This is a genomic window from Vreelandella sp. L-25 (assembly GCF_056857535.1).
Map to the genome: position 1 here is coordinate 1 of NZ_JBSXNH010000089.1, position 13,572 is coordinate 13,572.

13 protein-coding genes are annotated in these 13,572 nt (G+C 57.6%); 8 read left to right on the forward strand and 5 right to left on the reverse strand.

Translation table 11 applies throughout. The features are described from left to right. Together AC13CN_RS15160 and AC13CN_RS15165 are read left to right on the forward strand one after the other, a co-directional pair. Window positions 1-189: hypothetical protein (locus AC13CN_RS15160; RefSeq protein WP_483053234.1), on the forward strand; the 189-nt coding region annotated here is incomplete at its 5' end. After that, on the forward strand, window positions 186-620 hold the full coding sequence (locus tag AC13CN_RS15165; RefSeq protein ID WP_253027773.1) for a transcription termination/antitermination NusG family protein: 435 nt from the start codon (window positions 186-188) through the stop codon (window positions 618-620). The genes AC13CN_RS15160 and AC13CN_RS15165, both read left to right, overlap by 4 nt. 39 nt (window positions 621-659) lie before the next feature. Here AC13CN_RS15165 and AC13CN_RS15170 read toward each other — a convergent pair whose 3' ends face one another. Beyond that, window positions 660-1,022, reverse strand: a complete 363-nt coding sequence (locus AC13CN_RS15170; RefSeq protein ID WP_074211399.1) for a helix-turn-helix domain-containing protein — start codon at window positions 1,020-1,022, stop codon at window positions 660-662. Window positions 1,023-1,479: 457 nt separating this feature from the next. Continuing rightward, window positions 1,480-2,382, reverse strand: coding sequence for an agmatinase (gene speB / locus AC13CN_RS15175; RefSeq protein ID WP_253027777.1), 903 nt, complete (start codon window positions 2,380-2,382; stop codon window positions 1,480-1,482). 169 nt (window positions 2,383-2,551) lie between these two features. Between speB and AC13CN_RS15180 the strand changes: the two genes are divergently transcribed. The 6 genes from AC13CN_RS15180 (at window position 2,552) to AC13CN_RS15205 (ending at window position 11,028) form a co-directional block, all read left to right on the forward strand. After that, window positions 2,552-3,475 (forward strand): LysR family transcriptional regulator, encoded by a 924-nt coding sequence (locus AC13CN_RS15180; protein WP_253027772.1) that lies wholly within the window; start codon window positions 2,552-2,554, stop codon window positions 3,473-3,475. 240 nt (window positions 3,476-3,715) lie between these two features. Further along, window positions 3,716-5,287 carry a Re/Si-specific NAD(P)(+) transhydrogenase subunit alpha gene (locus AC13CN_RS15185; protein ID WP_253027771.1) on the forward strand — a complete coding sequence of 524 codons (1,572 nt, stop codon included), beginning with the start codon at window positions 3,716-3,718 and terminating at the stop codon, window positions 5,285-5,287. A gap of 16 nt (window positions 5,288-5,303) precedes the next feature. Next, a complete protein-coding gene (locus AC13CN_RS15190; protein ID WP_074211404.1) occupies window positions 5,304-6,746 on the forward strand; it encodes an NAD(P)(+) transhydrogenase (Re/Si-specific) subunit beta in 1,443 nt (480 codons plus the stop codon). 237 nt (window positions 6,747-6,983) lie between these two features. After that, window positions 6,984-9,140, forward strand: coding sequence for a catalase/peroxidase HPI (gene katG / locus AC13CN_RS15195; protein ID WP_253027770.1), 2,157 nt, complete (start codon window positions 6,984-6,986; stop codon window positions 9,138-9,140). 183 nt (window positions 9,141-9,323) lie between these two features. Next, on the forward strand, window positions 9,324-9,512 hold the full coding sequence (locus AC13CN_RS15200) for a hypothetical protein (protein WP_054641039.1): 189 nt from the start codon (window positions 9,324-9,326) through the stop codon (window positions 9,510-9,512). Further along, a complete protein-coding gene (locus AC13CN_RS15205; RefSeq protein WP_253027769.1) occupies window positions 9,505-11,028 on the forward strand; it encodes a sodium:solute symporter family protein in 1,524 nt (507 codons plus the stop codon). The genes AC13CN_RS15200 and AC13CN_RS15205 overlap by 8 nt, the downstream gene beginning before the upstream one ends. 42 nt (window positions 11,029-11,070) lie before the next feature. Here AC13CN_RS15205 and AC13CN_RS15210 read toward each other — a convergent pair whose 3' ends face one another. From AC13CN_RS15210 to AC13CN_RS15220, 3 genes are read right to left on the reverse strand one after another with little or no spacing between them, the layout of a single operon-like run. Then, a complete protein-coding gene (locus AC13CN_RS15210) occupies window positions 11,071-12,003 on the reverse strand; it encodes a 5-oxoprolinase subunit C family protein (RefSeq protein ID WP_253027768.1) in 933 nt (310 codons plus the stop codon). Beyond that, window positions 12,000-12,704 carry a 5-oxoprolinase subunit PxpB gene (gene pxpB, locus AC13CN_RS15215; RefSeq protein WP_253027767.1) on the reverse strand — a complete coding sequence of 235 codons (705 nt, stop codon included), beginning with the start codon at window positions 12,702-12,704 and terminating at the stop codon, window positions 12,000-12,002. The genes AC13CN_RS15210 and pxpB overlap by 4 nt, the downstream gene beginning before the upstream one ends. Next, a complete protein-coding gene (locus tag AC13CN_RS15220) occupies window positions 12,701-13,453 on the reverse strand; it encodes a 5-oxoprolinase subunit PxpA (protein WP_074211408.1) in 753 nt (250 codons plus the stop codon). Before AC13CN_RS15220 ends, pxpB begins: the two co-directional genes overlap by 4 nt. Window positions 13,454-13,572 lie beyond the last annotated feature (119 nt).

Consider the following 13,572-nt stretch of genomic DNA (forward strand, 5'->3'; position numbering starts at 1 on the left):
GTGGCTGGTGAGGGTGCGGCGACTGGCGCGGAACTTTATGTTGGGCATGGCACTGTCTGGGTGAATGGCGATAATGGCTATATTGCCATGCAGGTCAGTGGGTTAGAAGTGCTTCCGGGGGCCGGTCTCACGGATTCAGGATTCAGTGCAAAGGTGGTGAGTCCTTTAGGGCTGAAGAAAATCTTTTGAATCAGGGGTTTGATATCTTTCACCCCACACTCTTATGCCGTAAAAAGCGCAGAGGTAAAGTTGAGTGGGTGAGCGAGCCGCTGTTTCCTTACTACTTATTTATCTATCTTGACCAGCTGCAAAGCAATTGGCGGCCCATCCGTTCTACCCGGGGGGTTAGTCGTATTGTGACGTTTGGTGATCGTCCTGCTGTCATATCTCATGAATTAATCGCCTTGCTAAAGGCACGTGAAGACCAAGACGCTTTGCCGTCTAGCTTTGAAGCTGGGCAGGAGGTCACGGTGGAGAATGGCCCCTTTGCAGGACATTCGGCCACCTTTCAGCAGCAGCTAAGCCGAGCCCGCAATGGTGAAGAGCGGGCGATTATCTTGCTGCAATGGCTAAATCGCACGCAGGAGGTAGAAGTGCCTATCTCGCACCTTTTGCGTTAGCGTATCTGGCTGGGTGCTGTTGGAGTGGCTGTATGGCAGCTAGATGAGGTCGCTTAACTCCACATCTAAAGCAGCCGCAATACGGGTTAGCACGCTCAGCGAGCCGCTCTTTTTGCCTGCCTCTATTTCGGAAAGATATCCCTGGCTAATCCCTGCTTTTTCCGCTAGTTCTCCCGCACGCAGGCCACGGTATTCACGGTACACTTTCACGGGTACCACACCGTCCAGCAGCGTATTCACAACCGCTTCTGGAAACGACTCTTCACCGCGAGCCACTACCGCGTTTGCAGCGTTGATATCGTCCTGGTCTTCCAGTCGAGCAAGCAAGGCGTAGTACTCCTGCTCAGGCAGTACCACCAACCGCTCGCCGGTGGGCGTTTGAATAATTTGAGGGACGCTCATGCCGCCTCCTGTTCATTGACTGTGATGGGCGGTTATGAGTGCGCTATTGAGAAACACCGCCGCGCTCGTCGATGATCACCCGCCAGTCGCCTACCCGCAGACGAATATACTTGCTCCCTTTCAACGCCTTCATATTATTGCGCTGGCTTTCTGGGTCTTCCGCGTAGGCCTTGATCTTGCCTTGTATGCTTCGACTCTGGCCGTGGCATTCGCTGCAATACCTTCAACGCGCTTTTCCGGTAAGTGATCGTTTTCATTATTTCTGCTATAGCTTTCAGCGAATAAATATCGACAGATTTTAGCTTCCAGCTAAAAAATACCTATTCCCACTCATCCCCGTCTCCGCTAAACGACGTCGTAGGTTAGCGGCTATGAACATTCCCGTACTCCTCCGCCTACTGCATAAGCTGATCCGCCTTGGCATCATCGCCAAGGTGAACTTCCTTGCCTTACGCGTTTAACCGCGCTTAGACGCTGCCAGCACATATAAAAACTCCAACCCCAGCGTAGCTGCAGCAAGTGATGTAATGTCGCCGTGGTCGTAGGCGGGGTTCACTTCCACTAGGTCCATACCCACCAGCTCCATACCCACCATGCCGCGCATTACTTTCAGCATCAGATCGGTGGACATACCGCCGCATACCGGCGTGCCGGTGCCCGGCGCAAAGGCGGGGTCCAGGCCGTCGATATCCAGCGTCACGTAGGCTGGGTGATGGCCCACCCGAGCACGAATCCTCTCCAGTACCGCCGCAGGGCCATGGTCGTTCACCCAGTCGGCATCGAGCACTTCGTAAGGGTGGTTGTTGCGGTCATAGCTGGTACGAATGCCGATTTGCAGCGAATGCTCCGGCACGACCAAGCCTTCCTGCAAGGCGTGGTGGAAAATCGTGCCGTGGTCAAAGCGTGTGCCTTGCTCATAGGTATCGGTATGGGCATCAAAGTGAATCAGTGCCAGCGGGCCATGTTCACGGGCGTGAGCGCGTAGCAGCGGCAGGCTGATGTAGTGGTCGCCGCCCAGCGTCAGCATCTTTTTGCCTGCATTCAACCAGCGCATAGCGTGGGTTTCCAGGTTGTCTACCAGGCTTTCCGGCTCGCCGTAGGCGTAATCCAGGTTGCCGGCATCGCACACCCGCAGGCGATCTTCCAGAGCAAAATCCCACGGCCAGCGCTTGCCTTCCCAAATCAGGTTAGCGGTGCTTTGGCGAATCGTGTTCGGCCCCATACGCGTGCCAGAACGGCCAGAGCACGCTAGATCAAATGGTACGCCGCTAACCACGACTTCAGCATCGGTGGCGTTGGGATCAGTCGCTTTGGGCACGCCCATAAACGTGGAGATAACGTCACCAAACAGGCTGGGCATGATCTGAGATGGGGTCACCTAACGTGTACTCCTATGGTGTGCAACAGTAAGAAAAGGGTGGCAAGCGCGGGCGGGGATGCTCAAGGAAGCGCGACGATAAGAAATTTTTCGCGATGAATGAAATGAATGTTTAGAATGAAATCATTCATGATATAAATAGTGAGGCGCTATGCGTTCGCTACGCCACTTTGACCTAAATTTGTTGCTGGTATTTGAAGTGCTGATGCGCGAGCGCCATGTCACCCGCGCTGCCGAAAAACTGCATTTAAGCCAGCCAGCGCTAAGCCATGCCCTCAAGCGCCTGCGTGAAGCGTTGGGTGACCCGCTATTGGTACGCACCGAGCAGGGCCTGCAGCCAACGCCCAGAGCGCTCGCACTGCTGCCAGTGGTGCAGCAAGCCTTAGCCGCGCTTCAGGAAGGCCTCGCGCCGCCTGCCATCTTTGCCCCAGCCACCAGTACCCGCCGTTTTACCCTGGCCACCACGGATTACTTTGAAGAGGTCATGTACCCAGCGTTTCTTAGCCAACTGCTGGGCTATGCGCCGGGCATTAGTTTCTCCATTGAGTTGATTACCCCAGAAGTGCTAAGCGAAGCCCTAGAGCAACGCCAAGTGGATATGGTGGTGGGGTTGGATAGCCAATCATCGCTACCCAGCGGCGTGTTGCAAACGCCCTGGATGCATGAAGAGCTGGTGTGCCTAGCCGCCCAGCAGAACCCTCATGTAGGCGATGCCTTGGCGCTAGAGGAGTTTGCCCACCAGCCCCATGTGGAGCTTGCCGATATCAGCGGCCTGCTGCCCAGCCGCATTGAGAGCTGCCTAGCCCAGCATGGACTGAGCCGCCGGGTGATCTCGAAAAACCTCAACTACATCGCCGCCGCGCGGGTGGTGGCGCTCACCGACGCCATTATTACCTTACCTCGGCAAATGGCCGAGCGCTTTGTCGCGATGCTGCCTGTTCGCATGGTTGCCCCACCTGAAGAACTACCCGCCTTAACCATGACACTGATCCAGCATAGTCTCTACGCCAATGCCCCTGAAAACGTGTGGCTCTATGACGAGCTGACCGCGTTTGCACAGAGTGCTAGCCGGTAGAAAAATGACGTGTATGTCATTGTGTTGTAGATAAACAACATAGTTGAATCAAAGGTTGAATGGTCACTGGCGGGCTCGGCATTAGATCCTAAACTGCTATCTGGCGCATTTTTTCGCGCAATAGTGAATAGGCAATAGTGAGTAGATCATAGTGAGTAGACAGCGCCCAAAGACGTTGGGGCAACCACCCGGCTGCAAGGGATTGGGCGCTGAACGCGGATAAAACAAGGGAGAAGGCGTGTGAAAATAGGCGCACCGAAAGAGATTGCTCGGGGAGAAGCGCGAGTCGCGTTGACCCCCGAGAGCGCAAAGCACCTGCAGAAGCTGGGCCATGAATGCCTCATCGAAACAGGTGCCGGCCTGGCCGCGGGTTTTAATGACGACACTTATCGCGACGCTGGCGTGACCGTGGCGGAGAGTGCCGACGCGCTTTGGCGCGACGCTGAGGTGGTCATTAAAGTCCGCGAGCCGACTGAGGCCGAAGCTAAACAGCTGCGGAAAGGCCAAACGCTGATCGCCTTTTTCTGGCCAGCTCAAAACGAAGCGCTGCTGGAAACCTGCAAAGCCCAGGGTGCCACCGTCATCGCGATGGACATGGTGCCGCGTATTTCCCGGGCGCAGAAGATGGATGCGCTCTCCTCCATGGCGAACATTGCGGGCTACCGCGCAGTCATTGAAGCGGGCAATAACTTCGGCCGTTTCTTTACCGGCCAGGTGACCGCCGCAGGCAAAGTACCGCCTGCCAAGGTATTGGTCATCGGGGCTGGGGTGGCAGGTTTAGCGGCGATAGGCACCGCGACCAGCTTAGGGGCGGTAGTGCGCGCCTTTGACGTGCGCCCTGAAGTTTCTGAGCAGATCGAATCCATGGGCGCTGAATTCCTGTTTCTCGATTTTGAGGATAGCCAGGACGGCTCCGAGAGCGGTGGCTACGCGGCCCCCTCAAGCCCTGAGTTCCGCGAAAAGCAGCTGGCGTGCTTCCGCGAACAGGCGCCGGACGTGGATATCGTGATTACCACGGCACTGATTCCCGGCAAGCCCGCGCCCAAGCTCTGGCTGGAAGACATGGTCGCCGCCATGAAACCCGGTTCGGTGATCGTCGATTTGGCCGCCGAGAAGGGTGGTAACTGCGACCTGACCCAGCCCGGTGAGCGTGTAGTAAGTGATAACGGCGTGGTGGTGGTCGGCTATACCGACTTCCCCTCGCGCATGGCGACACAAGCGTCACTGCTTTACGCCACCAATATTCGTCACATGCTCACCGACCTTACTCCTGAGAAAGATGGCGTGATCCATCACAACATGGATGACGATGTGATTCGCGGCGCGACGGTGACTCACCAAGGGGAAGTCACCTTCCCACCGCCGCCGCCGAAGGTAAAAGCCATCGGCGCGGCCAAGCCGAAGAAAAAAGAGAAAGAGCCGACTCCAGAAGAGAAGAAAGCCGCTGAGCTTGCCACCTTCAAAGCGCAAACGAAGAGCCAAGTGACCATGTTGGCAGTGGGCGGCGCGCTGATGCTGCTACTGGGGTTAGTCGCTCCTGCCTCGTTTATGCAGCACTTTATTGTGTTTGTGCTGGCCTGCTTTATCGGCTTCCAGGTGATTTGGAAAGTGAGCCACTCGCTGCATACACCGCTCATGGCGGTCACTAACGCCATTTCCGGTATCATTATTTTGGGAGCGATCCTGCAGATTGGCTCGGGCAGCGCGGTGGTTAGCGTGCTGGCGGCTATTTCGGTGTTAATCGCATCAATCAATATCGTGGGTGGCTTCCTGGTAACACGCCGGATGCTGGCCATGTTCCAAAAATCCTAAGCGGCGGAGAGACGATATGTTAGAGCAAGGATTCGTATCTGCCGCAGCTATTGCGGCAAGCGTGCTGTTTATTTTGTCGCTGGGCGGCTTGAGTAATCAGGAAAAGGCCAAGCGCGCCGTGTGGTACGGCATCGTGGGTATGGCGGTCGCGGTGTTTTTCACTGCGTTTGGCCCCGGTATCGGCGGCTACTGGTGGCTGATTCCGATGATGCTGATTGGCGCAGCCATTGGCGCTTACGTAGCGGGCAAGGTTGAGATGACCGAAATGCCCCAGCTCGTGGCCGCGCTGCACAGTTTCGTAGGCTTGGCGGCGGTGTTCGTGGCCTGGAGCGCAGACCTGGAGCGTCGCCGGGTGATGGCGGCCCGTGCCGCTGAGGCGTCGCTGGACCAGTTCTCTGCCTTTGCGGCGCTGGTGGCCACCAAGGCCCCCGACGAGCTGATGTTCCTGCAAATAGAGGTGGTGCTGGGTATCTTTATCGGCGCGGTAACATTCACCGGCTCGGTGATTGCCTTCGGTAAGCTGGCGGGCAAGGTGGACGGTAAGCCCAAGCAGCTGCCCGGCGGCCATCTACTGAATGCGGGTGCCGCGGTAGTGTCGCTACTGCTGGCGATTCTCTACCTCAACGGCGCAGGCTTCTGGACGCTGCTAGTGATTGCAGCGCTGGCGTTCTTTATCGGCTACCACCTGATCATGGGCATTGGCGGGGCGGATATGCCGGTGGTGGTCTCGATGCTGAACAGCTACTCCGGCTGGGCGGCGGCGGCGATTGGTTTCACGCTCTCCAACGACCTGCTGATCGTGACCGGTGCGCTGGTGGGCTCTTCCGGTGCGATTCTCTCTTACATTATGTGTAAGGCGATGAACCGTAACTTTGTCAGCGTGATTCTAGGTGGTTTTGGGGGGGCTCAAGGGCCTGCCGCGGAAATCGAAGGCGAGCAGGTCTCCATCGACGCCAATGGCGTCGCTACCGCACTGAACGACGCCGACAGCATCATCATCGTGCCGGGTTACGGCATGGCGGTGGCGCAGGCGCAAACGGCGGTCAGCGATTTAGTCCGCAAGCTGCGCGCCGCTGGCAAAACCGTCCGCTTCGGCATTCACCCCGTGGCTGGGCGCTTGCCAGGCCATATGAACGTCCTGCTGGCGGAAGCCAAGGTGCCTTACGATATCGTGCTGGAGATGGATGAGATTAACGACGATTTTGCCAGTACCGACGTGGTTATCGTTATCGGCTCCAACGATATCGTGAACCCCGCGGCCGAAGAGGACCCCAACAGCCCCATTGCGGGGATGCCGGTTCTCAAAGTATGGGAAGCGAAGCAGGTGTTCGTCAGCAAGCGTGGCCAGGGCACTGGCTACTCGGGTATTGAGAACCCGCTATTCTTCAAGGAGAACACGCGAATGTTCTACGGCGATGCTCGCGATAGCTTAAACGCCCTGCTACCGCTGGTGGAGTAATCAAGTAAAGCAGTAGACTGACAAGGAACGGGGCGCTCAGCGCCCCGCTTCACGTTTGATTGTTAATGACTATCAGCTTGTTGGTTAAATGCAAATTGTGACTATTGAGTAGGTGCTTTAAAACTGTAAAACATGAATAACGCATCCGCTGACGATCTACACAGTAGCTTGCAGCAAAGATGCAGAGCATTTGTTCCCTTGGTATCGCCAAGGCATAGAGCAATAAGGGAGAGAGCTATGAGCGGTAAATGTCCTGTCATGCACGGTGGTAACACCTCGACCGGTACTTCCAACAAAGATTGGTGGCCGGAAGGGTTGAATCTGGATATTTTGCATCAGCAAGATCGCAAATCAGACCCGATGGATCCGGATTTCAACTACCGTGAAGAAGTACGCAAGCTCGATTTCGACGCGCTGAAGAAAGATGTCCACGCGTTGATGACCGATAGCCAAGAGTGGTGGCCCGCTGACTGGGGGCACTACGGCGGTTTGATGATCCGTATGGCTTGGCACTCCGCTGGCACCTACCGTATTGCTGATGGCCGTGGGGGCGGTGGTACCGGAAGCCAGCGCTTTGCACCGCTCAACTCCTGGCCGGACAACGTCAGCCTGGATAAAGCGCGCCGTCTGCTGTGGCCGATCAAGAAGAAGTACGGCAACAAAATCAGCTGGGCAGACCTGATGATTCTGGCTGGCACCGTGGCTTATGAGTCCATGGGCTTACCTGCTTACGGCTTCTCTTTCGGCCGCGTCGATATTTGGGAACCCGAAAAAGATATCTACTGGGGTGACGAAAAAGAGTGGCTGGCACCTTCTGACGAACGCTACGGCGACGTGAACAAGCCAGAGACCATGGAAAACCCGCTGGCGGCTGTCCAGATGGGTCTGATCTATGTGAACCCGGAAGGTGTTAACGGCCAGCCTGATCCGCTGAGAACCGCGCAGCAGGTACGTGAAACCTTCGCCCGTATGGCGATGAACGACGAAGAGACCGCAGCCCTCACAGCTGGCGGCCACACCGTCGGTAAATGCCATGGTAATGGCGATGCCTCTGCGTTGGGCGCTGAGCCAGAAGCCTCTGACGTTGAAAACCAGGGCTTAGGCTGGGGCAACCCCAACATGCAGGGCAAGGCGAGCAACGCCGTGACCTCGGGTATCGAAGGTGCGTGGACCACCAACCCCACGAAATTCGATATGGGCTATTTCGACCTGCTGTTCGGCTACGAGTGGGAACTGAGAAAGAGTCCTGCCGGTGCCCACCAGTGGGAACCGATTGACATCAAAGAGGAAGACAAGCCGGTTGACGCCAGCGACCCCTCTATTCGCCACAACCCGATCATGACCGATGCGGATATGGCGATGAAGGTAGATCCGACCTATCGCGCTATCTGCGAAAAATTCATGGCCGATCCGGAGTACTTCAAGAAGACTTTCGCGAAAGCTTGGTTCAAGCTGACGCACCGTGACCTGGGCCCGAAATCACGTTACATCGGCCCGGAAGTGCCGGCAGAAGACCTGATTTGGCAAGACCCGATTCCGGCAGGTAACACCGACTACTGCGAAGAAGTGGTCAAGCAGAAAATTGCACAAAGTGGCCTGAGCATTAGTGAGATGGTCTCCACCGCTTGGGACAGTGCCCGTACTTATCGCGGTTCCGATATGCGCGGCGGTGCTAACGGTGCCCGCATTCGCTTGGCCCCACAGAACGAGTGGCAGGGCAACGAGCCTGAGCGCCTGGCGAAAGTGCTGAGCGTTTACGAGCAGATTTCTGCTGACACCGGCGCTAGCGTCGCGGACGTGATCGTTCTGGCCGGTAGCGTAGGCATCGAGAAAGCCGCGAAAGCAGCAGGTTACGAGGTACGCGTACCCTTCCTGAAAGGCCGTGGCGATGCGACCGCCGAGATGACCGACGCAGACTCCTTCGCACCGCTGGAGCCGCTGGCCGATGGCTTCCGCAACTGGCAGAAGAAAGAGTATGTGGTGAAGCCGGAAGAGATGCTGCTGGATCGTGCGCAGCTGATGGGCTTAACCGGCCCGGAAATGACCGTGCTGCTGGGCGGTATGCGCGTACTGGGCACCAACTATGGTGGCACCAAACACGGCGTATTCACCGATCGTGAAGGCCAGTTGACCAACGACTTCTTTGTGAACCTGACCGATATGGGGAACAGCTGGAAGCCGGTAGGTAGCAACGCCTACGAAATCCGCGACCGTAAGACCGGTGCCGTGAAGTGGACCGCCTCGCGGGTGGATCTGGTATTTGGTTCCAACTCGCTGCTGCGCTCTTACGCAGAAGTGTACGCCCAGGACGATAACGGCGAGAAGTTCGTCAGAGACTTCGTCGCCGCCTGGACCAAAGTGATGAACGCCGACCGTTTCGACGTCGCGTCGTAAATCAGCAACCGCAAGTCGCACTATCTAAGGCACCCTATTTTGGGTGCCTTTTTTGTATTTCTGCATCGGCAAGCAGCATAGTTAAGCCGTATGCTGGCGAAAGCGTGCCTAGGCACTGCTGGTTCGTCAGCTTTGCTACAGTAGCGCATGCTTTCCCTTTGATATAACAACACGAGATCGACGATGAAACGCAGTAAATGGATATGGCTAGTATGGGCCGTTGTCTTGTTAAGTTATTTAGTGCCTTACACGCTGTTAAGCGACGTGTCGCGATGGTACGGCAGCTTTTTGTTTTGGGCCGTGGCCGGGGTGGCCATCATTGCTCTGAACGTGTTTATTACGACAGACTTTAAGGAGCATAGCGATGACTGAGTCGCTCATTTGGTGGTCCATTGCTATCTACTTATTAGTGGCCATAGGCATTGCTATTCTGTCGCGCCAACGCCCGGCGAAAGGCGGTTCAGAAAGCATGTCCGGCTACTTTTTGGGTAACCGCCAAATGAACGGGTTTGTCTCGGCGCTGAGCTACAGTGCCACGACGTATAGCGCCTTTATGATGGTGGGCCTGGCTGGCCTGACTTATGCGGGCGGCGTGGGTGCCTTCGGTTTTGAAATCATCTATTTTGCCGGTGTCTCGCTGGTGGCGGTGTTCGGCCCTAAATTCTGGGCAGTTGGCAAAAAGTTTGGCTACGTGACGCCCAGCGAGATGCTGAGCCACCGCTACCATAGCAAGCAGGTGGCCATGGCCGTGTCGATTGCCAGCTGTATCTTCCTGATCCCTTATTCCGCCGTTCAGCTCGCTGGTGTCGGCTACCTGTTGCAGGGTATTACTGATGGCGCCATTACCTTTACCACCGGGGTCGTGCTAGCCACGGGGATCGCCATTTTCTTCTCCTATATCGCGGGGATTCGTTCGGTCATGTGGACCGACTCGCTCCAGGCCATCATGATGATTGTGGCCTCTACCCTGGTAGCCTTTCTGGTGATTCAAAATCTGGGCGGTTTTGGTGCGCTCTTCGATACGCTGGCAACGGAGCACCCGCAGTCCCTGACGGTACCTGGCCCAGGACTATTCAGCTTTGTCACCTTCTTGGGGCTCACCATTCCCTGGTTCTTCTTTAGCCTTTCAAATCCGCAGGTCAGCCAGCGTCTTTTCATGCCCTCGTCGCTGCGCTCGATGCGCCACATGCTGATTGGCTTTTTGGTGTTCGGGTTTATTTACACTCTGGTCTCCGTGCTGTGGGGCTTCTCGGCGCTGGCCGCTTTCCCTAGCCTAGAGCGCGCCGATTTAGCCACGCCCACGCTACTGGCCTCAGAGTTTGTGCCGCCCGTATTAGGCGTGATTGTGATGATCGGCATTATGGCCGCCGCTGTTTCCACGATCGACTCGATCATGCTGACTCTGGCGTCCATGGTCTCCCGCGACGTCTATGCCAACCTCAAGCTGAACGTCAGTGAAAAGCGACAACTGCTGGTGGGTAAGTGTGTAGTGCCGGTGATTGCACTGATGGCGCTGGCCTTCGCAGAGCTGCAGCTTGACCTGATTGCGGTGCTGTCGGTGGCCGCCTCATCGGGCTTGGTGGCTATGGTGCCTGCGCTGATCGGTGCTTTCTATTGGAAGCGCGGCACGGCTGCCGGTGCACTGACCAGCGTGGTGGGTACCAGCGCCTTTGTGCTGCTGATGTATGCCACCGGCAATTCACTGTTGGGCCTGCCTGCCGGTGTATGGGGCATTGTGGTCGCGAGTGTGCTGTTTGTTGGCGTTAGTCTTGTGACCAAGCCTCATCAAGACTCTACCGATGCTTTCTTTGCCGCCATCGCGGAAGAGTTGGGTACACAGCAGCGTCGCACTGCCAATGACCCGGCGACCAAGCAAGCGGCTCATTAGGCACCCTAGCGATAAAAGCCCCTGATGAGGGGCTTTTTAGCCTTACTGCCACTTCAATAACTGCGCTCTGTAGGCCGCCTGCGCCTGCGTCGCACTGATGGGCTGCAAACGCACCTTGGTGCCCGGCAGGCACTGGGCGAGGCGGGCGCAGGCCATGGGGGTTAAAGCACCCAAACGCGGGTAGCCACCGATGGTTTGGCGGTCGTTCATCAGGATGATCGGTTGGCCATCGGGAGGAATCTGCACAGCCCCTAACGGAATGCCCTCGGAGACGATACCGCCCAGGCGGCTGTTCAGCGCTTTGCCGGTCAGTCGAATGCCCATGCGGTCGGCGCGTTGGTCCACGGTCCATGGCTGGTTGAAGGCGTCAAACAGGCTGCGCCCGGCAAAGTGCGCGGCCTGGGAGCCCAGCACCATGTCCAGCACGGTGTCTACTGCATCAGGCAGAGGAAGCTGAGTGCCTTGGGGCAACTGACGCGGCGTGGCGCTGCTGCCTTTCCAGGTGAGTTGGTCGCCGGTTTTAAGCGGTTTGCCATCTTCGTGCAGGCCGCCGATGTGCTCTCTTGCCGTGCAGGCTTGGCTGCCTAGCACCTCGGGCGCATCCAGCCCGCCAGGAAAGGCGAGGTACGCGCGCAGGCCCTTTTTCGGCTGGCGAAAGACCAGCGTTTGGCCCGCTTGCATCATAAAGCTGTCGTTGGGCGCAAGCGGCTGGCCATCCAGCGTGGCGGCAAGGTCGGCTCCGGTGAGGGCAAGGCGCACGTCGCTATTGGCCACCAGCGTCAGGTTGCCGCCCATGACGATTTCCAGCGCGGCGCTCCCCAGCGGGTTGCCCAGCAGCCAGTTGGCCCAGCGGAAGGCGATCCAGTCGGCGGCGCCGCCCTGAGTCACGCCTAAGTGGCCGACGCCGAAGCGGCCCGCATCTTGAATCATCGCCAGCGGTCCGGCTTGCTTAACGGTCAACATGGGTTGGCTCATGACCGCTCCTCCAGCGGGGTCGTATCGCCCCCAGCCGCTTCAAATTCTGATTGGGATATCGCCTTAAAGCGCACTTTATCGCCCGGGCGCAGCAGCGGCTCGCCCCGTTTGGCGTGCTCGAAAAGCGGCACGGCTGTTCTGCCAAGAATGTTCCAGCCGCCCGGCGAAAGCAGGGGGTAAATGGCGGTTTGCCGGTCGGCAATGCCGACGCTTCCTGCCGCCACGCGGCGGCGGGGCGTTTTTAAACGCGGCGTGGCAATGGCCTCATCCACCAGGCCCATAAAGCCGTAGCCAGGCGCAAACCCCAGTGCAAACACGCAGTAGTCGTGACTGCAGTGGCGCTCAATCAACGCCTCGACGCTGAGCCCGGCGCGCTTGGCAACGGTGGGCAGCTCCGGTCCAACGCTCTCGTCGTACCATACGGGGATTTCGTGGAGCTGGCCCTTTTGGGCATCGGCGGGCGTGAGATTGCGCAGTGCGCTACGCACCAGCGTCGTGGCCTGGGCAAAAGTGAGCTTCTGGCAGTCGTAATGCACCAGCAGGGTGGTGTATGACGGGATGAGATCAATCAGCGCGTGATCAAAGGCGCGCCGCAGCACCTCGTCAGCGGCCATGATCCACGCCATATTGCTTTCATCAATGGCATCGAACAGGCGCACCGTCAGGGCGTCCATCGCCGCCGTTTCTAAGCGCAGTTTCACGCGGACTCCAGCGCCGTAAAGGCCTCACGAATGGCGCGCACGGCAGCCACGGATTCGGGGTTATCGCCATGCACACAGAGCGTGTCGCAGGGGAGCTGTAAGGCGCTGCCATCCCGGGCGGTGAGAGTTTCACCTTTTGCCAGGGCGACGGCTTGGGCGACGATAGTGGCTTGGTCGTGATGCACAGCCCCCGGCAGGCGGCGAGAGGCGAGATGCCCAGTGGTCTCATAAGCGCGGTCAGCGAAGGTTTCAAACCACAGCGTCACGCCCATTTTTTCCGCTAATTGACGATGCGGCTCTGGGTTGGCGGTGGCCATCACCATGAGCGGCAGGCGGGCATCGAATGCCTTCACGGCCCGCATGGCACCTTCCAGCAATTCCAGATTGGCAGCCATGTCGTTGTACATCGCCCCGTGGGGTTTGACGTAGCTCAGCGCGGTGCCTTCCGCTTGGCAAATGCCTGCCAGCGCGCCGATTTGGTAGAGCATCATGTCTTCTACTTCGGCCGGAGAGCAGGCCATGGAGCGGCGGCCAAAGCCCATTAAATCCGGGTAGCCGGGGTGCGCGCCGATCTTGACGCCGTGCTGGACGGCAAGCGCCACCGTTTTACGCATCACATGGGGGTCTGAGGCGTGGTAGCCGCAGGCAATGTTGGCACAGTCAACGTGGGGCATGACCTCAGCGTCTAAACCAATCGACCAGTTGCCGAAACTTTCGCCCATATCGCAGTTAAGCAGCGGAATCGCCATAACGTCTCCTGCCGGGTTGTGTGTTGTTAGTAATTGATATCGCTATTCATTAGCCAAATGAGACAGTCTATTTGCTCATAGTGATGACGTATTAATGAGCCTATTTATGGTGTTGTTAG

Coding starts and splice junctions, on each gene's coding strand:
- speB (WP_253027777.1), bottom strand. CDS start 2,382: ATGCCCAGCCTGTTTGGTGACGTTATCTCCACGTTTATGGGCGTGCCC.
- AC13CN_RS15190 (WP_074211404.1), top strand. CDS start 5,304: ATGTTAGAGCAAGGATTCGTATCTGCCGCAGCTATTGCGGCAAGCGTG.
- AC13CN_RS15200 (WP_054641039.1), top strand. CDS start 9,324: ATGAAACGCAGTAAATGGATATGGCTAGTATGGGCCGTTGTCTTGTTA.
- katG (WP_253027770.1), top strand. CDS start 6,984: ATGAGCGGTAAATGTCCTGTCATGCACGGTGGTAACACCTCGACCGGT.
- AC13CN_RS15220 (WP_074211408.1), bottom strand. CDS start 13,453: ATGGCGATTCCGCTGCTTAACTGCGATATGGGCGAAAGTTTCGGCAAC.
- AC13CN_RS15170 (WP_074211399.1), bottom strand. CDS start 1,022: ATGAGCGTCCCTCAAATTATTCAAACGCCCACCGGCGAGCGGTTGGTG.
- AC13CN_RS15205 (WP_253027769.1), top strand. CDS start 9,505: ATGACTGAGTCGCTCATTTGGTGGTCCATTGCTATCTACTTATTAGTG.
- AC13CN_RS15180 (WP_253027772.1), top strand. CDS start 2,552: ATGCGTTCGCTACGCCACTTTGACCTAAATTTGTTGCTGGTATTTGAA.
- AC13CN_RS15210 (WP_253027768.1), bottom strand. CDS start 12,003: ATGAGCCAACCCATGTTGACCGTTAAGCAAGCCGGACCGCTGGCGATG.